General features: G+C 69.4%; 18 protein-coding genes, 1 pseudogene and 1 riboswitch. Of the genes and pseudogenes, 14 read left to right on the top strand and 5 right to left on the bottom strand.

Annotated features, from left to right (window positions below):
• Positions 1–28: 28 nt before the first annotated feature.
• Positions 29–2,518, top strand: coding sequence for a GcvT family protein (locus EJC77_RS12850; RefSeq protein WP_125613225.1), 2,490 nt, complete (start codon positions 29–31; stop codon positions 2,516–2,518).
• 253 nt (positions 2,519–2,771) lie between these two features.
• Positions 2,772–3,413 carry a GntR family transcriptional regulator gene (locus tag EJC77_RS12845; RefSeq protein ID WP_125613223.1) on the top strand — a complete coding sequence of 214 codons (642 nt, stop codon included), beginning with the start codon at positions 2,772–2,774 and terminating at the stop codon, positions 3,411–3,413.
• A gap of 56 nt (positions 3,414–3,469) precedes the next feature.
• Here EJC77_RS12845 and EJC77_RS12840 read toward each other — a convergent pair whose 3' ends face one another.
• Positions 3,470–4,141 (bottom strand): GntR family transcriptional regulator, encoded by a 672-nt coding sequence (locus EJC77_RS12840; RefSeq protein WP_125613221.1) that lies wholly within the window; start codon positions 4,139–4,141, stop codon positions 3,470–3,472.
• A gap of 163 nt (positions 4,142–4,304) precedes the next feature.
• Here EJC77_RS12840 and EJC77_RS12835 point away from each other — a divergent pair, with 163 nt between their 5' ends.
• The 7 genes and pseudogenes from EJC77_RS12835 to purU all read left to right on the top strand — a co-directional run bounded on the left by EJC77_RS12835 (position 4,305) and on the right by purU (position 12,985).
• Positions 4,305–5,642 (top strand): serine hydroxymethyltransferase, encoded by a 1,338-nt coding sequence (locus tag EJC77_RS12835; protein WP_125613219.1) that lies wholly within the window; start codon positions 4,305–4,307, stop codon positions 5,640–5,642.
• The gene (locus EJC77_RS12830; protein WP_125613217.1) at positions 5,639–6,859 is read left to right on the top strand and encodes a sarcosine oxidase subunit beta family protein; all 1,221 of its coding nucleotides are present in this window, start codon (positions 5,639–5,641) and stop codon (positions 6,857–6,859) included. Before EJC77_RS12835 ends, EJC77_RS12830 begins: the two co-directional genes overlap by 4 nt.
• A gap of 14 nt (positions 6,860–6,873) precedes the next feature.
• A pseudogene (locus EJC77_RS12825) lies at positions 6,874–7,155 on the top strand (sarcosine oxidase subunit delta); the annotation flags it as partial.
• A gap of 22 nt (positions 7,156–7,177) precedes the next feature.
• Positions 7,178–10,114 carry a sarcosine oxidase subunit alpha family protein gene (locus EJC77_RS12820; RefSeq protein WP_125613213.1) on the top strand — a complete coding sequence of 979 codons (2,937 nt, stop codon included), beginning with the start codon at positions 7,178–7,180 and terminating at the stop codon, positions 10,112–10,114.
• Entirely contained in the window at positions 10,107–10,745 is a 639-nt protein-coding gene (locus EJC77_RS12815) for a sarcosine oxidase subunit gamma (RefSeq protein ID WP_125613211.1), read from the top strand. Before EJC77_RS12820 ends, EJC77_RS12815 begins: the two co-directional genes overlap by 8 nt.
• Positions 10,736–12,109: an L-serine ammonia-lyase gene (locus EJC77_RS12810; protein WP_125613209.1), complete on the top strand. Its 1,374-nt coding sequence runs from the start codon at positions 10,736–10,738 to the stop codon at positions 12,107–12,109. Before EJC77_RS12815 ends, EJC77_RS12810 begins: the two co-directional genes overlap by 10 nt.
• Positions 12,110–12,112: 3 nt before the next feature.
• The gene (gene purU, locus EJC77_RS12805; RefSeq protein ID WP_125613207.1) at positions 12,113–12,985 is read left to right on the top strand and encodes a formyltetrahydrofolate deformylase; all 873 of its coding nucleotides are present in this window, start codon (positions 12,113–12,115) and stop codon (positions 12,983–12,985) included.
• A gap of 80 nt (positions 12,986–13,065) precedes the next feature.
• Here the strand turns inward: purU and EJC77_RS12800 are convergent, their stop codons facing one another.
• The gene (locus tag EJC77_RS12800) at positions 13,066–14,181 is read right to left on the bottom strand and encodes a VIT1/CCC1 transporter family protein (RefSeq protein WP_125613204.1); all 1,116 of its coding nucleotides are present in this window, start codon (positions 14,179–14,181) and stop codon (positions 13,066–13,068) included.
• Positions 14,182–14,333: 152 nt separating this feature from the next.
• Here EJC77_RS12800 and EJC77_RS12795 point away from each other — a divergent pair, with 152 nt between their 5' ends.
• The 4 genes from EJC77_RS12795 (at position 14,334) to EJC77_RS12780 (ending at position 17,642) form a co-directional block, all read left to right on the top strand.
• On the top strand, positions 14,334–15,233 hold the full coding sequence (locus EJC77_RS12795; protein WP_125613202.1) for an IclR family transcriptional regulator: 900 nt from the start codon (positions 14,334–14,336) through the stop codon (positions 15,231–15,233).
• 95 nt (positions 15,234–15,328) lie between these two features.
• Positions 15,329–16,360, top strand: a complete 1,032-nt coding sequence (locus EJC77_RS12790; protein WP_240630217.1) for a thiamine pyrophosphate-dependent dehydrogenase E1 component subunit alpha — start codon at positions 15,329–15,331, stop codon at positions 16,358–16,360.
• Positions 16,357–17,415, top strand: a complete 1,059-nt coding sequence (locus EJC77_RS12785) for an alpha-ketoacid dehydrogenase subunit beta (RefSeq protein ID WP_125613200.1) — start codon at positions 16,357–16,359, stop codon at positions 17,413–17,415. The genes EJC77_RS12790 and EJC77_RS12785 overlap by 4 nt, the downstream gene beginning before the upstream one ends.
• Positions 17,412–17,642, top strand: a complete 231-nt coding sequence (locus EJC77_RS12780) for a biotin/lipoyl-containing protein (RefSeq protein WP_125613198.1) — start codon at positions 17,412–17,414, stop codon at positions 17,640–17,642. Before EJC77_RS12785 ends, EJC77_RS12780 begins: the two co-directional genes overlap by 4 nt.
• A 31-nt stretch (positions 17,643–17,673) precedes the next feature.
• Here the strand turns inward: EJC77_RS12780 and EJC77_RS12775 are convergent, their stop codons facing one another.
• The 3 genes from EJC77_RS12775 to EJC77_RS12765 all read right to left on the bottom strand — a co-directional run bounded on the left by EJC77_RS12775 (position 17,674) and on the right by EJC77_RS12765 (position 20,986).
• Entirely contained in the window at positions 17,674–17,955 is a 282-nt protein-coding gene (locus EJC77_RS12775) for a hypothetical protein (RefSeq protein WP_125613196.1), read from the bottom strand.
• 14 nt (positions 17,956–17,969) lie between these two features.
• Positions 17,970–18,081, bottom strand: a riboswitch (SAM riboswitch).
• A 54-nt stretch (positions 18,082–18,135) separates the two neighbouring features.
• Positions 18,136–19,395 (bottom strand): MFS transporter, encoded by a 1,260-nt coding sequence (locus tag EJC77_RS12770; protein ID WP_125613194.1) that lies wholly within the window; start codon positions 19,393–19,395, stop codon positions 18,136–18,138.
• 55 nt (positions 19,396–19,450) lie between these two features.
• A complete protein-coding gene (locus EJC77_RS12765; protein ID WP_125613192.1) occupies positions 19,451–20,986 on the bottom strand; it encodes a sodium:solute symporter family protein in 1,536 nt (511 codons plus the stop codon).
• 208 nt (positions 20,987–21,194) lie between these two features.
• Here EJC77_RS12765 and EJC77_RS12760 point away from each other — a divergent pair, with 208 nt between their 5' ends.
• On the top strand, positions 21,195–21,779 hold the full coding sequence (locus EJC77_RS12760; RefSeq protein ID WP_125613190.1) for a cupin domain-containing protein: 585 nt from the start codon (positions 21,195–21,197) through the stop codon (positions 21,777–21,779).
• Positions 21,780–21,820: the final 41 nt, after the last annotated feature.

Below are 21,820 nucleotides of genomic sequence, written 5' to 3'. Positions count from 1 at the left end.
ACCGCTCGACGTCCCATAGGAGAAAGAAATGTCCCTCAGCAAACCCCGCGTTGTCATCATCGGAGCCGGAATCGTCGGTGCAAATCTCGCCGACGAGCTCACCGAGCGTGGCTGGAACGACGTCACCGTCCTGGATCAAGGCCCCTTGCCCCTGACCGGGGGATCCACCTCGCATGCCCCGGGCCTGGTGTTCCAGACGAACACCTCCAAGGCCATGACCGAATTGGCCAGCTACACGGTAGCCAAGTTTCTCTCCTTGGAGAAGGACGGCGCCCGGGCGTTCAACCAGGTCGGCGGCCTGGAAGTTGCGACGACGCCGGCCCGGCTGGCAGAGCTGAACCGCAAACTCGGCTATGCGACGTCATGGGGAGTCGACGCGCGCCTGGTCGATCCGGAAGAGGCCAAACGCCTGCACCCGCTGATCGACCAGGCCCAAGTGCTCGGCGGCCTCCACATTCCCTCCGACGGCTTGGCCTCCGCCGTTCGAGCTGTTGAAGTCCTGCAAGCCCGTGCCGAGTCGCGTGGAGCCCGGTTCGTGAGCTTCACGAAGGTGACCGGCATCGAGCAGAACCACGGTCGAGTGACCGGCGTCCGCTCGGGCGATTCAATCTTCCCGGCGGACATCGTCGTCTCGTGTGCAGGGTTCTGGGGGCCGGCCATCGGAGACCTGATCGGCATGAGGGTTCCACTGATCCCGATGGCCCATCAATACGCGAAGACCACCTCGCTGGCCGAGCTACGGGGCGAGGCCCATGTCGATGCCAGGCTTCCGATTCTGCGCCACCAGGACGAGGACCTGTACTACCGCCAGCATGGGAACCAGATCGGCATCGGCTCCTACGCCCACCGTCCCATTCCCGTGGGACTCCATGAGCTGGATGAGAGCGACCCGCAGAATTTCAGCCACACCCGGATGCCCTCCCGGCTGGACTTCACGACGGAGGACTTCGAAACGTCGTGGAAGGCCAGCCAGGTGCTGCTGCCCGCGCTGGAAGCCGCCGAGGTGGCCGACGGCTTCAACGGCATCTTTTCCTTTACCCCGGACGGCGGCTCCTTGGTGGGTGAATCCGCGGACGTGAGGGGATTCTTCATCGCGGAGGCGGTTTGGGTGACCCACTCGGCCGGCGTTGCCAAGTCGATGGCCGAATTGCTCATCACCGGGCGTTCCGAGATCGACCTGCACGAACTGGATGTTGCTCGCTTCGAAGATGTGCAATTGGACTCCGGCTACGTGCTCGAGACCTCACAACAGAGCTTCGTCGAGGTCTACGACATCCTGCACCCGCTGCAGCCGCGCGTCTCGCCCAGGAACCTGCGGGTCTCGCCGTTCTTCGCTCGGGAACAGGAACTGGGTGCGTTCTTCCTGGAAAGTGGCGGCTGGGAGCGCCCGCACTGGTACGAAAGCAACGCTCGCCTGCTGGACACCCTCCCCGGAGATTGGCAGCCGCCGGCTCGCGGACCGTGGTCGGCCCAGTTTGATTCGCCCATCGCCGCCGCCGAGGCGTACGCCACCAGGACCAATGTGGCCCTGTACGACATGACGCCGCTGAAGCGGCTGGAGATCTCCGGACCGGGTGCGCTCGGTCTGCTCCAGCGTCTGACCTCCGGCCAGATCAACAAGAGCGTCGGATCTGTCACGTACTGTTTGGCACTTGACACCAGGGGCGGTGTCAAGAGCGATCTGACCGTGGCCCGAATCGAGGAGAACCTGTTCCAGGTCGGTGCCAACGGCGGCCTCGACCTGGACTATTTCACCAAGGCGGCCCAGGAGCAGACGAGCGCAGGTGCGGTGGGTGATTGGGTTGAGGTCCGCGACACCACCGGGGGCACCTGCTGCATCGGCGTGTGGGGTCCGCGCGCCCGGGACCTGGTCCAGCCGCTCAGCCCCCAGGACTTCTCCAACGAAGGGCTGAAGTACTTCCGCGGGCAGGCGGCAAACATCGCGGGCGTCCCGGTGCGTGCCCTGCGGCTTTCCTACGTCGGGGAGTTGGGGTGGGAGCTATATACCAGCGCGGACAATGGTTTGCGGCTCTGGGATGCGTTGTGGGAGGCGGGGCAGGAGTTGGGTGTCATCGCGGCAGGCCGCGAGGCGTTCAACAGCCTGAGGTTGGAGAAGGGTTACCGCTCCTGGGGAACGGACATGACCACCGAGCACAACCCGTACGAGGCCGGACTGGGGTTCGCCATCAACAGGAAGAAGGGTGAATTCGTCGGCAGCGCGGCCTTGGAGAACGAGAGCGACCAGACCGCCACCCGCCGATTGCGGTGCCTCACTGTGGACGATGGGCGCAGCATGGTTTTGGGCAAGGAGCCCGTGTACCTGAACGGCCGGCCGGCCGGGTATGTCACCAGTGCCGCCTACGGGTACACCGTCCACACCCCCATCGCCTATGCCTGGCTCCCAGCCACCGCCGAAGTCGGCACCCAGGTGGAGATCGAGTATTTCGGGAACCGGATCAAGGCAACCGTCACCGAAGAGCCCCTGGTTGATCCCGAAATGAAAAAGATCCGCAGCTAGTGACCCGAGGGGCCTGTTTGGGTGTCCGAGCTCCTGCTTGCCCCTGGTGAGCGTGTGCGCTCGATCTGCGTCACCTGCTCAGCTTCGGTGCCGCCGGCACACCCTCACGCCAGCGGCAACCTGGCTCACCTCATTGCGCGCAGGTTCGCGGCGCGTGCGGACAAGGCTGGCCGTGCGGATTTGCCGCGCAATCACTGGTGTAAATTCATAGTGAACTCGAGATCCCGCCCGATTCGGCGAGGGGAGGTAGGCAATGCAACGGACCGAATCGCTCACCATGGCCGAATACGCATACATCGAATTGCGCGACCGCATCATCGATATGCGGCTGCCCCCGGGCAGCGCACTGGATGAAGATGCGCTGATGAGCGAACTCGGCGTGGGCCGGACGCCCATGCGCGAAGCGGTCAAGCGGCTCGAATCGGACCGGATGCTCACGGTGTATTCGCGCCGGGGGACCATCGTGGCCGATGTCAATATCCTCGATTTGCGGCTGATCTCGGACGCACGCCGGGTGATGGAATCCTACGCGGCCCGGTGTGCGGCCGAGCGGGCCACCGCCGCCGATCGCCGGAAGTTGCGTGAGCTGATCGAGCAGATCGACGGCTCGCAGACGATGCCGGCGGCCCAGCAGATGAACTTCGATGCCTCTATCCACCGCCAGATCTACGCCGTCATGCGCAACTCCTACCTCGAAACCACCCTGGCCGCGTACTTCAACCTGTCCTTGCGGCTGTGGAATTTCGTCCTGGACCGGCTGCCCTCGATTGGTGGAAACCTCAGCGAACACATCACCCTGCTTCAGGCCATCATCGACGGCGATGCGGACAAGGCGGCCCTGCTCGCCGAGGAACACGTCACACACTTCGAGGAACGCATCCGCAGCATCCTCTAGGCCCGGCTTGTCGGCCGCGCTATCCCGGCCACGCATGAGGCCGGGGCTGCAGAGCGCTAGAGCACGCTGCGCACCGTCCGCTCGAAACTGGTCACATGCGCCAGGGCAAGGGCGCCGGCCCGTTCGCCGTCACCGTCGGCAATGGCCTGGAGCAGGTCGACGTGTTCGGTGATGTGTCCGGCCACGGACGGGATCTTGTCCAGCACCAGGCACCAGATGCGGGTGGCCAGGTTGTCGTACCGGATCAGCACGTCCTCCAGGTGCGGGTTCGCCGCAGCCGCATAGATCTGCCGGTGCACCATGATGTCGTAGCGCATGAGCGCGCGCTGGTCCGCATCGCTGGGATCCGACGCGGCGATGTCGGCGGCCAGGGTCCGAAGCGCGGTGCGCATGTCCGGGGTGGCGGTCCGGGCTGCCCGCCGGGCCGCCAGCGGCTCGAGCAACTCGCGGATCTCGGAGATGTCGGCCAGCTCGGTGATGTCCACGCGCGTGGCGAACGTGCCCCGGCGTGGATAGGACACGACCAGGTGGTCACCTTCCAGGCGCTTGAGCGCCTCCCGCACAGGCGTGCGGCCGACGCCGAGTTTCACGGCCAGTGACGAGTCGTTGATGGCGTCGCCGGGCCGGATCTCCAGCATGATCAGCTGGTCCCGCAGTTGCCGGTAGGCCTGTTCGGACAGCGGCAGGTCCGCGTCCATGGTGGGCTCGTCGTCCAGGGCCAGGCTCATCTCTCTCCTCCTCGGTGGTTCGTGGGCGCCCGGCGAAGTCCCGTTCCGCCGGGCCCTTGACGTGGCGTGATCTACAACATATTGTTGCACTCAATCTAATATATCAGTCAGGTATTAGTTGAGTAATAGTTTTGGACAACGAGGATTTTCGAAGGAGCTACCCATGGTTGATGTGCTCACCGGCACCCTTGCCGGCATCGACGCGGAGGTCGAGGCAGCCATCGCGCAGGAATTGGAACGCCAGCAGACCACGCTGGAGATGATCGCGTCGGAGAACTTCGCGCCCACTGCCGTGATGGCGGCCCAGGGTTCGGTCCTGACGAACAAGTACGCCGAGGGGTACCCCGGCAAGCGCTACTACGGCGGCTGCGAACACGTCGATGTGATCGAGCAGCTCGCCATCGACCGGGTCAAGGCGCTCTTCGGCGCCGAGGCGGCCAACGTCCAGCCCCACTCCGGGGCGCAGGCCAACGCCGCCGCCATGTTCGCGCTGCTGGATCCGGGCGACACGATCCTGGGCCTGGACCTGGCCCACGGCGGCCACCTCACGCACGGCATGCGGATCAACTTCTCCGGCAAGCTCTACAACGTGGTGCCGTACCACGTGAATGAGAAGGACCTGCTGGTGGACATGGCCGAGGTCGAGGCACTGGCCCTCGAACACCGGCCCAAGCTGATCGTGGCCGGCTGGTCCGCCTACTCCCGGCAGCTCGACTTCGCCGAGTTCCGCCGCATCGCCGATCTGGTCGGCGCCTACCTCATGGTGGACATGGCCCACTTCGCCGGGCTGGTGGCCGCCGGGCTGCACCCGAACCCGGTGCCCTACGCCGACGTCGTGACCACCACCACGCACAAGACCCTCGGCGGGCCGCGCGGCGGCGTCATCCTCAGCAAGGCCGGGCTGGCCAAGAAGATCAACTCCGCCGTGTTCCCCGGCCAGCAGGGCGGACCGCTGGAGCATGTGATCGCCGCCAAGGCCGTCGCCTTCAAGATCGCCGCCTCCGAGGCATTCAAGGAACGCCAGCAGCGCACCCTGGAAGGCGCGAAGATCCTGGCCGAGCGCCTGCTGTCCGACGACGTCGCGGCCGCCGGCATCTCCGTCGTCAACGGCGGCACCGACGTGCACCTGGTCCTCGTGGACCTGCGCCACTCCGACCTCGACGGCCAGCAGGGCGAGGACCGGCTGCACCGGATCGGCATCACCGTCAACCGCAACGCCGTCCCCTTCGACCCGCGCCCGCCCATGGTGTCCTCCGGGCTGCGCATCGGCACGCCGGCGCTGGCCACCCGCGGATTCGGCCGCGCCGAATTCACCGAGGTCGCCGACATCATCGCCACCGCGCTGCGTGGAAGCCAGGGAGGCGAGCTCGACGACGACCTCGCCACCCTGCTCCGCGACCGGGTCAGCGTGCTGGCCGCCAAATTCCCCCTGTACCCCAACCTGTCCGACGGCGTCGCGCCGGCCGCGGCCGAAACCAACACGAACGGAGACGTCCAGTGAGTGCCGACCTGCTTCCCGAACACCCGGACTTCCTGTGGCGGAACCCGGACCCCAAGTCCTCCTACGACGCCGTGATCGTCGGCGGCGGCGGGCACGGCCTGGCCACCGCCTACTACCTGGCCAAGAACCACGGGATGACGAACATCGCCATCCTGGAGAAGGGCTGGCTGGCCGGCGGCAACATGGCCCGCAACACGACCATCATCCGTTCCAACTACCTGTGGGACGAGAGCGCCGCCATGTACGAGCAGGCGCTGAAGCTGTGGGAGATCCTGCCCGAGGAACTGGAGTACGACTTCCTGTTCAGCCAGCGCGGGGTCATGAACCTGGCCCACACGCTCGGCGACGTGCGTGAGAGCATCCGCCGGGTCGGGGCCAACAAGCTCAACGGCGTCGACGCCGAATGGCTGGACCCGCAGCAGGTCAAGGAATTGTGCCCGATCCTGAACACGAGCGACAACATCCGCTACCCGGTCATGGGCGCCACCTACCAGCCGCGGGCCGGCATCGCCAAGCACGACCACGTGGCTTGGGCGTTCGCGCGCAAATGCGATGAGCTGGGCGTGGACATCATCCAGAACTGCGAGGTGACCGGGTTCCTCAAGGACGGGAACCGCGTCACCGGGGTGCAGACCACGCGGGGCACCATCCACACCGGCAAGGTCGGCCTGGCCGCCGCCGGCCACAGCTCCGTGCTGGCCGAGCTGGCCGGGTTCAAGCTGCCCATCCAGTCCCACCCGCTGCAGGCCCTGGTGTCCGAGCTGCACGAGCCCGTGCACCCGACGGTCGTCATGTCCAACCACGTGCACGTGTACGTGTCCCAGGCGCACAAGGGCGAACTCGTCATGGGCGCCGGCATCGACTCGTACAACGGCTACGGCCAGCGCGGCTCCTTCCACGTGATCGAGGAGCAGATGGCCGCCGCCGTCGAACTCTTCCCCATCTTCGCCCGGGCGCACGTGCTGCGCACCTGGGGCGGCATCGTGGACACCACGCTGGATGCCTCGCCCATCGTGGGGCTGACCCCGGTGGAGAACATGTACGTCAACTGCGGGTGGGGGACCGGCGGGTTCAAGGGGACCCCGGCCGCCGGGCTCACATTCGCCCACACCATCGCCACCGGCGCCCCGCACCGCCTCAACGAGCCGTTCTCGCTGGATCGCTTCGAAACCGGCGCCCTCATCGACGAACACGGCGCCGCCGCCGTCGCCCACTAAGGAAGGAGCACACCATGCTGCTATTCACCTGCCCCAATTGCGGCCCGCGGGACGAGACCGAGTTCCACTACGGTGGCCAGGCCCACGTGCCCTACCCGGAGAACCCGGCCGACCTCAGCGACGTCGAATGGTCCCGGTACCTGTTCTACCGGGAGAACCCGAAGGGCGTGTTCGCCGAGCGCTGGGTGCACAGCACCGGCTGCCGGCAGTGGTTCAACATGCTCCGCGACACCGTCAGCTACGACGTGCACGCCGTCTACCCGATGGGCGCACCCCAGCCCGCCACCGCCACCACCCAGCAGAAAGGGGCCTGAGGACATGACCTCCCCGAATTCCGCGCCGCACCGCCTGGCCACCGGCGGGCGCATCGACCGCACCATCACGTGGCGCTTCACGCTCGACGGGACCGAGTACACCGGCCACCCCGGCGACACGCTCGCCTCCGCCCTGCTCGCCAACGGTCGCATCGCCGTCGGCAAGTCCCTCTACCAGGGCCGCCCGCGCGGCGTCGTCTCCGCCGGGGTCGAGGAATCCAACGCGCTGGTCAAGGTCGCCGGCCGGTTCCCGGGGCACGCCGCCGAATCCATGCTGCCGGCCACCACGGTGGCGCTGGTCGACGGGCTCTCCGCCGAGCTCCTCGAGGGCCTGGGCCGGCTCGACCCGAGCGAGGACACCGCCGTCTACGACAAGAAATACGTGCACACCGACGTGCTCGTCGTCGGGGCCGGCCCGGCCGGGCTGGCCGCCGCCCGCGCCGCCGTGCGCACCGGCGCCCGGGTGATCGTCATCGACGACCAGCCGGAGCTCGGTGGCACGCTGCTCTCCGGCCGCGGCGAGACGGTGGACGGCGTCCCGGCCCTCGACTGGGTCCAGGACGTGGAGACCGAGCTGGTCTCCGCCGCCGAATGCACCGTCCTGCACCGCACCACCGCGTTCGGCGCCTATGACAGCAACTACGTCATCGCCGTGCAGAACCGCACCGACCACCTGTCCGCCCCCGCCGCCGACGGCGTGTCCCGCCAACGCATCTGGCACATCCGGGCCCGCCAAGTGGTCCTCGCCACCGGCGCGCACGAGCGCCCGCTGGTGTTCGAAAACAACGACCGCCCCGGCATCATGCTCGCCTCCGCCGTGCGCACCTACCTGAACCGGTACGGCGTGGCCGCGGGCCGCCGGGTTGTCCTCGCCACCACGAACGACAGCGCCTACCAGGTCGCCGCGGACCTGCTCGCCGCCGGCGTCGAGGTCGCCGCCGTCGTCGACGCCCGCACCGAGCTGTCCGAGGTTGCCGCCGCCAGCACGGACGTGCGCGTCATCACCGGCAGCGCCGTCGTGGACACGGCCGGGGAGAGCGTGCTCGGCGCCGTCACCGTCGCGGCCATCGACGATGCCGGCACACCGGTCGGCGCGCCCGAACAGATCTCCTGCGACCTGCTCGCCGTCTCCGGCGGATTCTCGCCGGTCGTCCACCTGCACAGCCAGCGCCAGGGCAAGCTGCGCTGGGACGACGAACTCGTCGGGTTCGTGCCGTCCAGCGTGGTCCGGGACCAGCAGGTCGTCGGCGCCGCCCGTGGCAGCTACGCGCTTATCGACGCGCTGGCCGAGGGGGCGTCGGCCGGCTCCAGTGCGGCCGTCGCCGCCGGGTTCGCGACGGCCGACGCCGTGGCCGCCGCCACGGCCGCGGCCTCCCGCCCCGTCCGTCCGGCCCGCGCACTCGGCCCCACCCGCGCGCTGTGGCTGGTCGCCGGCCGGGAGGGCACGCCGTCGGACTGGCACCACCATTTCGTCGACTTCCAGCGCGACCAGACCGTCGCCGACGTGCTCCGCGCCACCGGAGCCGGCATGCGCAGCGTGGAGCACGTGAAGCGGTACACGTCCATCAGCACCGCCAACGACCAGGGCAAGACGAGCGGCGTCAACGCCATCGGCGTCATCGCCGCCGCGCTGAAGAACGGCCAGGGCGTGGGCGACATCGGCACCACCACCTACCGCGCCCCGTTCACGCCCGTGGCGTTCGCCGCGCTGGCCGGGCGCAGGCGCGGGGACCTGTTCGACCCGGCCCGGTGGACGTCCATCCACCCGTGGCACGTCGCCCACGGGGCGGAGTTCGAGGACGTCGGGCAGTGGAAGCGGCCCTGGTACTACCCGCAGCCGGGCGAGGACATGGACGCGGCCGTGCTGCGCGAATGCGCGGCCGTGCGCGACTCGGTCGGCGTCATGGACGCCACCACGCTGGGCAAGATCGAGATCCGCGGCAAGGACGCCGGCGAATTCCTGAACCGCATCTACACGAACGCGTTCAAGAAGCTGGCGCCCGGCCTGGCCCGCTACGGCGTCATGTGCACGCCGGACGGGATGATCTTCGACGACGGCGTCACCCTGCGCCTGGACGAGGACAGGTATTTCATGACCACCACCACCGGTGGCGCCGCCAAGGTGCTCGACTGGCTGGAGGAATGGCAGCAGACCGAATGGCCCGAGCTGGACGTGGTCTTCACCTCGGTGACCGAACAGTGGACGACCATCGCCGTCGTCGGACCGCGCTCCCGCGACGTGCTGGCCAAGCTGGCCCCGGCGCTGGAGCTGGGCACGGCCGAGGACGCCGGCGCGTTCCCGTTCATGGCGTTCCGCGAGACCGTGCTGGCCTCCGGCGTCGCCGCGCGCGTGTGCCGAATCTCCTTCTCCGGCGAACTGGCCTACGAGATCAACGTCCCGGCCTGGTACGGGCTGGCGACGTGGAACTCCGTCATGGACGCCGGGGCGCGGTTCAACATCACCCCGTACGGCACCGAAACCATGCATGTGCTGCGCGCCGAGAAGGGCTACCCGATCGTCGGCCAGGACACCGACGGCACCATCACCCCGCAGGATGCCGGCATGGACTGGGTGGTCTCCAAGGCCAAGGACTTCATCGGCAAGCGCTCCTACCAGCGCGCCGATACGGCCCGCACCGACCGCAAGCACCTGGTCAGCGTGCTGCCGGACGACACGACCCTGCGCCTGCCGGAGGGAACCCAGCTGGTCGAGGCCGGCGTGAGCACGAACCCCGCCTACGGGCCCGTGCCCATGCAGGGCTTCGTCACCTCCAGCTATCACAGCGCCGCGCTGGGCCGGTCGTTCGGGCTGGCGCTGATCAAGAACGGCCGCAACCGGATCGGCGAGAAGCTCGTCGCCGCCGTCGGCAATGACCTCGTCACCGTCACCGTCGCCGAGACGGTGCTTTTTGATCCCGAAGGGAAGCGCAAGGATGGCTAACACAGCAGAACTGACCAACGCCGAGGTGCTGGGGCTGCGCCGCAGCCCCGCCGGGCACCTGGCCGACGACTTCGCCAAGGGCTCGACCGCCGGCACGCACGGCGTGAGCCTGCGGGAGCTCCCGTTCCAGTCCATGGTGGGCGTCCGCGTCGACCCGGGCTCGGACGCCGGCGCGCGCGTCGCGGCCGTCACCGGCGGACTGCCGGCGTCGTGCGGCCAGGTGGTGGCGGGCCCGGCCGGGCTGGCCACGCTGTGGCTGGGGCCGCAGGAGTTCCTGGTCACCGCGCCGGCGGACCGCCAGTCCGGACTGGCCCCGGACCTGGTGGCCGCGCTCGCCGACGGTGCCGGCCAGGTCGTGGAGCTGTCCGCCAACCGCACCACGTTCGAACTGTCCGGGCCGTCCGCCAGGGCCGTGCTCGAGAAGGGCTGCGCCGCGGACCTGCACCCCCGCGCGTTCACGGTCGGCACGGCGATCACCACGGAGATCGGCGGCATCCCGGTCGTGTTGTGGAAGACGGGCGACGACACGTTCTGGATCCTGCCGCGGGCCTCGTTCGCGGACTTCCTGGGCCGCTGGCTGCTGGACGGCATGCGCGAGTTCGCATCCGTCGAGGGCACGCCGTGGCCCTGAGCGTGCTCGACCTGTTCTCCGTCGGCATCGGCCCCTCCTCCTCCCACACGGTGGGGCCGATGCGCGCGGCGAAGCGGTTCGCGCGGGGCCTGGTGGATTCCGCCGACCTGGCCGCCACGGTGCGCGTGACGACCGAGCTGTTCGGCTCGCTGGGCGCCACCGGGCGCGGCCACGGCTCCGACAAGGCCGTGGTGCTGGGCCTGCAGGGGGAGGACCCGGAGTCCGTGGACACGGCCACGGCCGATGACCAGGTCGCCGCCGCCGCGCTTGACGCCCGGCTGCGCCTGGACGGTCGGCACGAGATCGACTTCAACTTCGACGACGACGTCGTGCTGCACCGGCGCAAGTCCCTGCCGGCCCACCCGAACGGCATGACGTTCCGGGCGCTGGACCACACCGGCGCCACCGTGCGTGAACGCACCTACTATTCGGTGGGCGGCGGGTTCGTCGTCGACGAGGCCGCCGCCGGGGCCGACCGGGTGGTCCTGGACGAGACGGTGCTGCCGTACCCGTTCACCACGGCCGACGAGCTGTTGGCGATCTGTGCCCGGGAGGGGATGGGCATCGCCGAGGTCATGCTGGCCAACGAACGGGTCTGGCACACGGAGGAGGAACTGCGCGCCAAGCTGCTGGGCATCTGGGACGTCATGCGGGCGTGCGTGGCCAACGGCTGCGCCGCCGAGGGCATCCTGCCCGGCGGCCTGCAGGTGCCGCGCCGCGCGCCGGCACTGCACACGGCGTTGACCGAGGCCGGGGACACCGGCGACCCGTTGCGCGCCATGGAGTGGGTGAACCTGTTCGCGCTGGCCGTCAACGAGGAAAACGCGGCCGGCGGCAGGATCGTCACGGCCCCGACCAACGGCGCGGCCGGCATCATCCCGGCCGTGCTGCACTACTACATGATGTTCGTGCCCGGGGCGGACGACGACGGCGTCGTGCGGTTCCTGCTCACGGCGGCCGCCGTCGGCATCCTGTTCAAGCTCAACGCCTCCATCTCCGGCGCCGAGGTCGGCTGCCAGGGCGAGGTCGGTTCGGCCTGTTCGATGGCCGCCGCCGGGCTGTGCGAGGTGCTCGGCGGCACGCCGGAGCAGGTGGAGAACGCGGCCGAGGTCGGCATCGAGCATAATCTGGGCCTGACGTGCGATCCTGTGGGCGGGCTGGTGCAGATCCCGTGCATCGAACGCAACGCGATCGCCAGCGTCAAGGCCATCAACGCCGCACGACTGGCCCTGCACGGGAACGGCAGCCACAAGGTGTCGCTGGACAAGGCCATCAAGACCATGCGTGAGACAGGAGCAGACATGAAAACGAAGTACAAGGAAACGTCCCGCGGGGGGCTGGCCGTCAACGTGATCGAGTGCTGAGCCATGGCCACCGAATTCATCCTCACCCTTGACTGCCCGGAGACGGCCGGGATCGTCCACGCCGTCACCGGCTACCTGCTCGAGCACGGCGCCGACATCATCGACAACCGCCAGTTCGGTGACTGGCAGCACCACGACGCCGCGGCGGAGACCGGCCACTTCTTCATGCGCCTGCACTTCCGCGCGCCGGAGGGGACGACGGCGGCGCGCCTGCAGGCTGACTTCGCACCGTTGGCCGCGGGGTACGGCATGCGGTGGAACATCCGGGACCACGGAGCGCGGCGGCGGGTGCTCATCATGGTCTCCAAATTCGAGCACTGCCTCAATGACCTGTTGTTCCGTACCCGGATCGGCGAACTGCCCATGGACGTCGTCGCCGTCGTCTCCAACCATGAGGACCACCGCGGGCTGGCCGAATGGCACGGCATCCCGTTCTTCCACGTCCCCGTCACGGCGGCCACGAAACCGGCGGCCGAGGCGCGGCTGATGGAACTCGTGGACTCCCTGGACGTGGAACTGGTGGTGCTGGCCCGCTACATGCAGGTGCTCAGCGACGATTTGACGCGCAAGCTCGATGGCCGGGCGATCAACATCCACCACTCGTTCCTGCCCAGTTTCAAGGGCGCCAAGCCGTACCACCAGGCGTACGCGCGCGGCGTGAAGACGGTGGGCGCCACGGCGCACTACGTCAACAGCGAGCTGGACGAGGGGCCGATCATCTCGCAGCAGGTCGTCGAGGTGGACCACTCGTACGGCCCGGACGACCTGGTCGCCGCCGGGCGGGACACCGAATGCAAGGCGCTCAGCAACGCCGTGCGCTGGCATTGCGAGGACCGGGTGTTCCTGCAGGGCAACCGGACCATCGTATTCCGGTAACGCGCCGGTGGTCGAGCCCGTCGGTGGTCGAGCTTGTCGAGACCCCCGGGGATTTCGACAAGCTCAATCACCGGCGCCGGCTACCCGACGATGCCGCCGAACAGCAGCCCGAGCAGGTACGTGGCGGCGGCCGCGCCGAGGCCGATGGCCAGCTGGCGCAGGCCGCGCCACAGCGGCGACGCACCGGAGAGCAGGCCGACGACGGCGCCCGTGCCCAGCAACGTCAGCCCGACCAGCACGCAGGCCAGGAGCAGTGCGCCCGCGCCCGTCAGGCCGAACAGGAACGGCAGGATCGGGATGATCGCGCCGGAGGCGAAGAAGCAGAAACTGGACGTCGCCGCACCCCAGGCGGTCCCCAGCGTCTCGTGATCAACAGGCGCGACGTCGTCGTCCGCGTGCCGGGACAGGCTCGGATCGCAGTCGCAGGTGTACAGCCCCATGCGCTCGGCGGCCCGATGCTCGGCGGCCTCCCGCGACATGCCGCGGGCCAGGTACACGAGCACCAGCTCGTTGTGTTCCAGATCCAGCGCCGGGGCGGCGGTCAACGTCACCTGGGTGGGCAGCGACGCGTCGAGCAGCTCGCGCTGGGACCTGACCGAGACGAACTCGCCGGCCCCCATCGACAGGGCGCCGGCCAACAGCCCGGCAATGCCGCTGAGCAGCACCACCTGGCTGGACACGCCCGTGGCCGCCATGCCGACCACCAGCGACAGGTTGCTGACCAGGCCGTCATTGGCGCCGAACACGGCGGCCCGGAACGACCCGGACAGCCGGTTCCGCCCGCTCGTGGCCAACGCCCGGATGACCTCCTCATGGATTGCCTCATCGGCGGCCATCGACCGCGTGGCGTCCGCGTCCGTCGCATAGGGGGACCGGGACTCGGCCCGCTGGGCGAGGGCCAGCACGAACACGGAGCCGAAGCGCCGGGCCAGGAAGCCCAGCAGGCGGTTGCGGGCGGAGGCCCGCGCCGGCTGGCCGGCGTGCTCGCCCAGCAGGGCCAGCCAGTGCGCCTCGTGCCGGCCCTCGGCCTCGGCCAGGGCCAGCAGGATGCGCCGTTCCTCGCCGGTGCGGCGCTTGGCGAGGTCGCGGTAGACGGCGGCCTCGCCGCGCTCGTCGGCCAGGTACTGCCGCCAGCGCTTCACTTCCGTGGGCGTGGGGGTGCGTTCGGTCACTGTCAGTCTCCTCAGGTCAGCCATCACTCTATGACGATTGCGCGCGGATTTTTGGCTGGCCTTCCTGCCTCCCGTTTTTCGGTACGCCGCAACCGCGACGCACTCCGGATGCCCAGCGAGGCAGGGCCGGCCGGAACGGCGGGGATGTGGGGTAGCCTGAGAGCGGAGGTGTTGTGATGCAGCCCACAACCACCGGGGATGGGAAGGCACCAACGCTGATCTCATCGGTCAACCGCGCCCTGACGGTGCTCGACTGCTTGGGCTCGGCCGCCCGGCCGCTGTCCGCGAAGTCCATCGCCCGGGCCACGTCACTGAGCCTCGGCACGGCCTACAACGTGCTGCGCACCCTGGCCCATTCGGGCTACGTCGTCCAGGACCAGGACGGCTTCGTGCTCGGCCCGGCACACCCGGCCATGGCGCCCTCCGGCGACGGCGTGGCGTTCGCCCACGAGCGGGCCGTGCTGAACGGGATTCGCGACGAACTGCAGGCGGCGGCCTACCTGAGCCGGTACCACGACGGCGAGATCGAGATCGTCGACATCGTGGACGGCCCGTTCGCCCCCCGCGTGGACCTGTGGGTCGGGCTGCAGGACAGCGCCCACGCCACGGCACTGGGCAAGCAGATCCTGGCCGCACTGGACCCGGCCGCCCGGCTGGACTACATCGCCCGGCACCCGCTGGTCGAGTTGACGCCGTACACCATCCGCACGCCGCGGGAATTCATCCGGGCGCTGGAACGCAACCCCACCACCATGGTGGACGACCAGGAATACTCGTTGGGCAACACGTGTTTGGCCGTCCCCGTCACCACCTCCTCCTGGGTGGGCGCGGTGGCCATCTCCGTGCCGGCCGGCCGGCGCGCCCCCGGCGTGGATCACACGGCCGTGGACCGCGTGCGCGTGCTCCGGCGCGCCGCCGAACGGCTGGCCTTGTTCCTGGGCGTCGGCACCGCCGGGTTCGAGGCCACTGTGCAACCGGCCAGCATGCAATCGGCCACCGTGCAACCGGAGACCACTCGACCGGCCCCGGCCGCCCGGCAGCACGGTCAAGACCGGGAATTTCAGCATCTGAAATAACGGCCCTACCCGCCACACCACTCCCGTCCTAGGCTTGCCACAGGGGGGCCGGACAGTCGCGACGACGCGGCGGTCGTAGGAGGGTTGGAGGAATCGTGACCTTGGGAACCACCGAACGCGCGGCCGAACTCAACGCCCGGGACAGGCGCGCGCTGCTGCGCCAGATGATCCTGATCAGGACGTTTGAGGAAGCCATCCTGCGTGAGTACCACGCGGACAAGAAGCCCGGCTTCGATATCGGGGCCGGCAAGATCCCCGGCGAAATGCACCTGTCGGCCGGCCAGGAACCCGTGGCTGCCGGCGTCTGCGCCCACCTGGGGCCGGGCGACGCCGTCACGGCTACGCACCGCCCGCACCACCTGGCCATCGCCCATGGCATGAAGCTGCGGCCGCTGGCCGCGGAGATCTTCGGACGTGAAACGGGGCTCGGCCGCGGCCGCGGCGGGCACATGCACCTGTTCGACCCGGAAACACATTTCTCCTGCTCGGGCATCATCGCCGAGGGGCTGCCCCCGGCGCTCGGCCAGGCCTTCGCGTTTCGGCACGCCGGTGCCGACAACATCGCCGTGGCCGTCACCGGCGAGGGCGCCGCCAACGCCGGCGCATTTCACGAATCGCTGAACCTGGCCGCGTTGTGGAAGCTGCCCGTCGTCGTCGTGGTCGAGGACAACGACTGGGGCATTTCCGTCGCCCGGCAATCGTCCACGGCCGTCCCGTCCAACGCGGTGCGCGGCGCGGCCTACGGCATCCCCGGCGTCCGGGTCGAGGGCAACGACGTCGAGGCCGTGCACGCCGCCGCCGGCGAGGCGGTGGCCCGCGCCCGGGCCGGCGGCGGGCCCAGCCTCATCGAGGTGCACACGCTGCGCCTGTGGGGCCACTTCGAGGGCGACGCCCAGGGCTACCGTCCGGACCTGGCCGACGTCCCCGGACGCGACCCCATCCCCGTCTATGAGAAGAAACTGCTGGCGGCCGGGGTCCTCACCGAGTCCGACCTGGCCGCCCTGAGGACGGAGGCGTCCGAGCTGGTCGAGGACGCCGTCGCGTTCGCCATCGCCTCACCGGCACCCAGCCCGGACGAGGCGCTGAAGTACGTATTCGCGGACCAGACGGAAGGAGCCCGGTCATGAGCACCGTGGCGGAGAACGCACGGCAAGCACTCCCGGTGGAACCCGACGCCGGCAACCGCCGGCTGAACACGGCCAAGGCCATCCAGGAGGCCATCGGGTCGCAGATGGAACGCGACGAGTCCGTGTTCGTGATCGGGGAGGACGTGGGCGCGTACGGCGGGATCTTCAGCTCCACCACGGGCCTGCTGGAGAGGTTCGGCCCGAAGCGCGTCCTCGACACGCCGATCTCCGAGTCGGCGTTCATCGGCCTCGGCATCGGCGCCGCCGTGGAGGGCATGCGCCCGATCGTGGAACTGATGTTCGTGGATTTCTTCGGCGTGTGCATGGACCAGATCTACAACCACATGGCGAAGATCCACTTCGAATCCGGCGGCAACGTCAGGGTCCCCATGGTGTTGATGACGGCCACCGGCGGCGGCTACTCCGACGGCTCCCAGCACTCGCAGTCGCTGTGGGGCACGTTCGCGCACCTGCCCGGCATGAAAGTCGTCGTCCCGTCCAACCCGTACGACGCCAAGGGGCTGATGACCGCGGCGATCCAATCCGACGACCCGGTCGTGTACATGTTCCACAAGGGCGTCATGGGCCTGGCCTGGATGAAGAAGAACCCGCGCTCCATCGCCGCCGTCCCGGCCGGGGACTACGTGGTCCCGATCGGCAAGGCCAAGGTGGCGCGGGAGGGCACGGACGTGTCCATCGTGACGCTGTCGCTGTCCGTCCACCACAGCCTGGACGTCGCCGAGAAGCTCGCCGGCGAGGGCATCAGCGTGGAGGTGCTGGACCTGCGCAGCCTGGTCCCGCTGGACCGGGACGCCATCGTGGCCACGGCCGCCAAGACAGGGCGGGTCGTCGTCGTGGACGAGGACTACCAGTCGTTCGGTCTCTCCGGCGAGATCGCCGCCACCATTGCCGAACACGACCCCGGGCTGCTGAAGTCCTTCAGCCGGGTGTGCGTGCCCGACGTGCCGATCCCGTACGCGCGCGAGCTCGAATACGCGGTCCTGCCCACCCCGGTCCGGATCGAGGCGGCCGTCCGGAAGGCGGTGGGTGCGTGACCGAGGTCCGGTTCCCGATGATGACCGGCGACGCGTCCGCGCCCGGCGTGCTGGCCACTTGGTACGTCCGGGACGGCGAGACGGTGGCGGACGGGCAGCTGCTGGCCGAGGTGGCCATCGACAAGGTCGACGCGGAGGTCCTGGCCCCCGGCCCGGGCATCGTGCGGCTGAGCGTTTTGGAGGGCGCCGAGGTGGCGCAGGGGGCGGTGATCGCCCACATCGAATGACCGCAGGGATCCGGCCCTGGCGAAAAAGTTCTCAGACGGCTAGGAGGACAAAGCCAAGGCCGCGGCCCTGCCGGTGCCCGGTGCCCGCCACGGTGACGACCAGGGTGTGGATCTCGGGGAACCAGTGCGCCGGGCGCACCGCCTGGGCCAGCGCGTCCAGCAGCGCCGCGGGCTGATCCGTCCAGCAGTGCCGCCAGCCGGCCGGGGTGGCGAACGTGACGGCGCCCAGGTTGGCGTCGACGGCGGGCAGGACGGGGATGCCGTGGGCCGGCGCGGCGGCGGGGTGGGTCACAGCCGGGGATGGTGTGCGCATGGAGGTGCCTCACTCGTGTGCTCTTACCCGGTGCGGTTCCGCGACGGGTCGCTTCTCTGTCCGGTCCACCCGTGAACATGGGGTTGGCGCGCGACCAGCCGGTGCTTTCCGTCGCGACTCTTGAAGCTTGGCCACCAGCGTAGCGTGTTGACGCACGACGCCGGCCCGCGCCGTCATTTGTTACGTCACCGATGCCGGGGGTGGGTTCACCGGTGGCCGCGCCGGCCGCAGCGCACCCGAGCAGGCAATGGAGGCGAGCATCCACGCGGCCGCGTAGCCGAACGCGATGGTCGGGGAGAAGGCGGCCCACAGGATGCCGGCCGTGACGGTGGCGCCCAGGTCGCCGGCGGACTGCACCAGGCCCAGGACGCCGAAGCCGTTGCCGCGCAGCCGGTCGGGCAGTGCCAGGGCCACGGCCGCCGACTGGGCCGTCTCGGCGCACCCGATGCCGGCACCGGCCAGGATGAACGCCGCCAGGACCGGCCCCCACGCGTGCGGGCTGAAGCCGAACAACAGGTAGGCGGCCACGTAGACGGCGGCGCCGGCGGCGAAGACGACGCGCGGCCCGTACCTGTCCACCAGGTGGCCGCCGAGGAGGGCAGCGACGGTCGCGGCCGCATTGTGCGCGGCATAGAAGAAGATGGCCAGCGCGGCCGCCGCGGCCGGGTCCCGGCCCTCGCCGGTGAGCAGGCCGGTGGCGCGCAGGATCAGCAGTGTCGTGGCCAGGTTGCCCAGTTCGAAGAATGCGACGGGGACCAGTGCCCGGGCCGCACCACTGTCGCGCAGTTCGCGGAGGTTGAAGCCGAGCCGGGCCCTCCCCTCCGGGGCGGCCAGCACGCGCCGGGCCGCCCGGGCGGTCACCGTGATGGCGACGGCGGCGAAGACGCTCGGGATGAAGGAGACCAGAATGGCCGATCGCACCCCGATGACGCCGACGAGCAGCCCGGCCAGCAACGGCCCCACAATGGCCCCGGCGTTGTCGCCGGCCCGTTCGATCCCGGACGCCCGGCCGAAGGCGGCGCGCGGCGTGATCGAGACGAGCAGCGCGTTCCGGGCGGGGGAGCGGACGCCGCGGGCGGCCCAGGCCAGGGCACGCAGGCCCGCCACCTGCCACACCATGGTGCACACGCCGATCAAGGCGGTGGCGACGGCCGTGACCAGGTAGCCGCCGGAGGCCACCCTGGCACGCCGGGACGGTTCGGCGGACAACGGGCCGCCGGCCAGCTTGCTCAATCCCATGAGCGCGTCGGAGGCGCCCTCGATGGCGCCGAGCGCGGCCGGGCCGGCATGGAGCGTGGCGGTGAGGAACGACGGCAGCAGCGACGTGACGAGCTCGTGCCCGGCATCGCTGAAGAACGAGGCGCCGCCGACGCCCACGATGCCCCTGTTCAGCCACTTGCCGTCCGGTGGACCGTCCGGATCGACGGGATCGACCGCCACGCCTCATTGTAGGCCCGCACCGCTACCCGGGTGCGGGCCAGGCACCCAAGCCGGGTTACGCCGTCGTGCCTGCCGTCGCGGCAATCTCGGCGTCGTCGCGCACGCTGTCGGTCGCGGCGTCGGCGAGCCGGGCCTCCCACGCCTCGCGGATGTGCGCCGGGGTGGGCGGGGTCAGCAGCGACACGACCACGTACACGACCAGCGAGGCGGCCAGGCCGTAGTAGATGGGCTCGTTGGCGTAGATGCCGTCCGCGCTGGGGATGACGCCCGTCGCGTACAGGATGAGCAGCGCGAGCGTGAGCACGCAGCCCACGGCCATGGACCAGGCCGCGCCCAGGCCCGTGCCGCGCTTCCACACGAGCGCGCCGAGGATGGCGACGAGCAGGCCGCCGACCAGGATGTCGTAGGCGATGGTCAGCGCGAACACGACGTCCTGCGCGGCGATGGAGATGAGCACGACGACGACGCCCAGGCCCAGCACGTACCAACGGTTGGCGTTGACGTCGTGCTCCGGGTTGGACGTGTCGGAGGTGTCGATCGTCTTGCCGAACCAGCTGGCCACGAACGGGACCACGTCCTTGCGCGCCACCGTGGCGGCGGCGATCAGGGCACCGGAGGCGGTGGACATCATGGCGGCGACGGCCGCGGCCATGACGATGCCGCCGATGCCGATGGGCAGGATGTGGGTGGCGACCTCCGCATAGACGACGTCCTTGCCGAGGGTGGCGACGTCGATGTGCGGCAGGGCCACCCGGGCGGCCAGGCCGATCAGCGCGCCGGCCACGCCGTACAGGATGCAGTACACGCCGGCGGTGGCGCCGCCCCAGCGGGCCACCGTGGGGGTCTTGGCCGTGAACACACGCTGCCAGATGTCCTGGCCGATCAGCAGGCCCAGCGTGTAGACGACGAAGTACGTGACGATGGTCTGCACGCCGATGCCGTCCCAGTGGAAGAAGGTGGCGTCGACGCGGCTCTGGATGCCGGCCAGGCCGCCGGCGGCGTTCCATGCGAACGGCAGCATGAGGGCGAAAATGCCGACGGTCTTGATGACGAACTGCACCTGGTCGGCCAGCGTGATGGACCACATGCCGCCGATCGTCGAGTAGACGAGCACGATGGCGCCGCCCACGGCGATGGCCAGCCAGCGCTCCCACCCGAACAGCACCACAAAAATGGTGGCGTAGGCGCCGGTGGAGGTGGCGGAGATCATGACCGTGTAGCCGAGCATGACGATGCCGGACATCTTCGTGGTCTCCTGGCCGTAGCGCAGGGACAACATCTGGGAGACCGTGTAGATCTTCAGCTTCTGGATGGTGCCCGCGAACAGCAGACTCAGCAGCAGCACCCCGACGCCGATCGCCACGACCAGCCACATGCCGGAGATGCCGAACTTGTAGCCCAGGCCCACGCCGCCGACCGTGGACGCGCCGCCCAGCACGACCGCGGCCATGGTGCCGGTGTACAGGAACGGGCCCAGCCGGCGGCCGGCCACGAGGAAGTCGCTGTTGTTCTTGGTGCGGGATTTGCCCCACCACCCGAAGGCCAGCATGGCCACCAGGTAGAGGACGACTATGGCGATATTCAAGGTCATGGGTGCTCCGGGGTGCGTTGTGCGGATATCACTCGGTGATGACCGCGAAGATTATTTGCCTAGTAGGCAACAACTGTTGCCCTATAGGCTAAGCTGTGATTGGCGCAACAGTCAACGTGGGGAGTCGCCGGGCGCGCTCACACGGCCGTGGCCGGATAGAGTCACCCTGTGCGCCAGTCACCAGGCCGCATCGACGGAAGGACCGATCATGAAAGCGCTGCCCGTGGAACCCAGTGCCGCCCCGGTGGCCATCGGGTCCCGGATCCGTGCGGCCCGGCAGGCCCAGCGGCTCACGATCGAGCACGTCGCGGACGCCACCGGACTGACCAAGGGGTTCCTGAGCCGGGTCGAGCGCGACCTGACCTCGCCGTCCGTCGCCTCCCTCGTCACGTTGTGCCAGGTGCTGTCCATCTCCGTGGGCGACCTGTTCGCCGTGCCGGAGACGCACCTGTGCCGTGACGGCGACGGCCCCCGCATCTCGCTGGGCGGCGAGGGCATCGTCGAGCGGCTGCTCACGGCGCGCTCCGAGCGGCGGCTGCAGATCCTCAGTGCCACCATCGACCCGCGCGGGTCCGGCGAGTCAGAGCTCTATGCCGTGGACTGTGACGTTGACGTGCTGCACATCAAGTCCGGCCGGCTGACCCTCATCATGGCGAATTCACGCTACGAGCTGGCGGCGGGGGACACGCTGTCCTTCCCCGGCCGGGAACCGCACAGCTGGGTGAACGAGACCGACCAGCCCGTCGAGGCGCTCTGGGTCCTGGTGCCCGCGGCCTCCGGCTCCGGCGGATAACGACCGTTCCGCGCGGCGTACTCATGCTAGGTTGCGCCAGG

The organism is Specibacter cremeus (assembly GCF_003946885.1).
Lineage (GTDB): Bacteria > Actinomycetota > Actinomycetes > Actinomycetales > Micrococcaceae > Specibacter > Specibacter cremeus.
The sequence above is the reverse complement of the archived record's forward strand: the minus strand, read 5'-3'. Positions and strand labels throughout refer to the sequence as shown.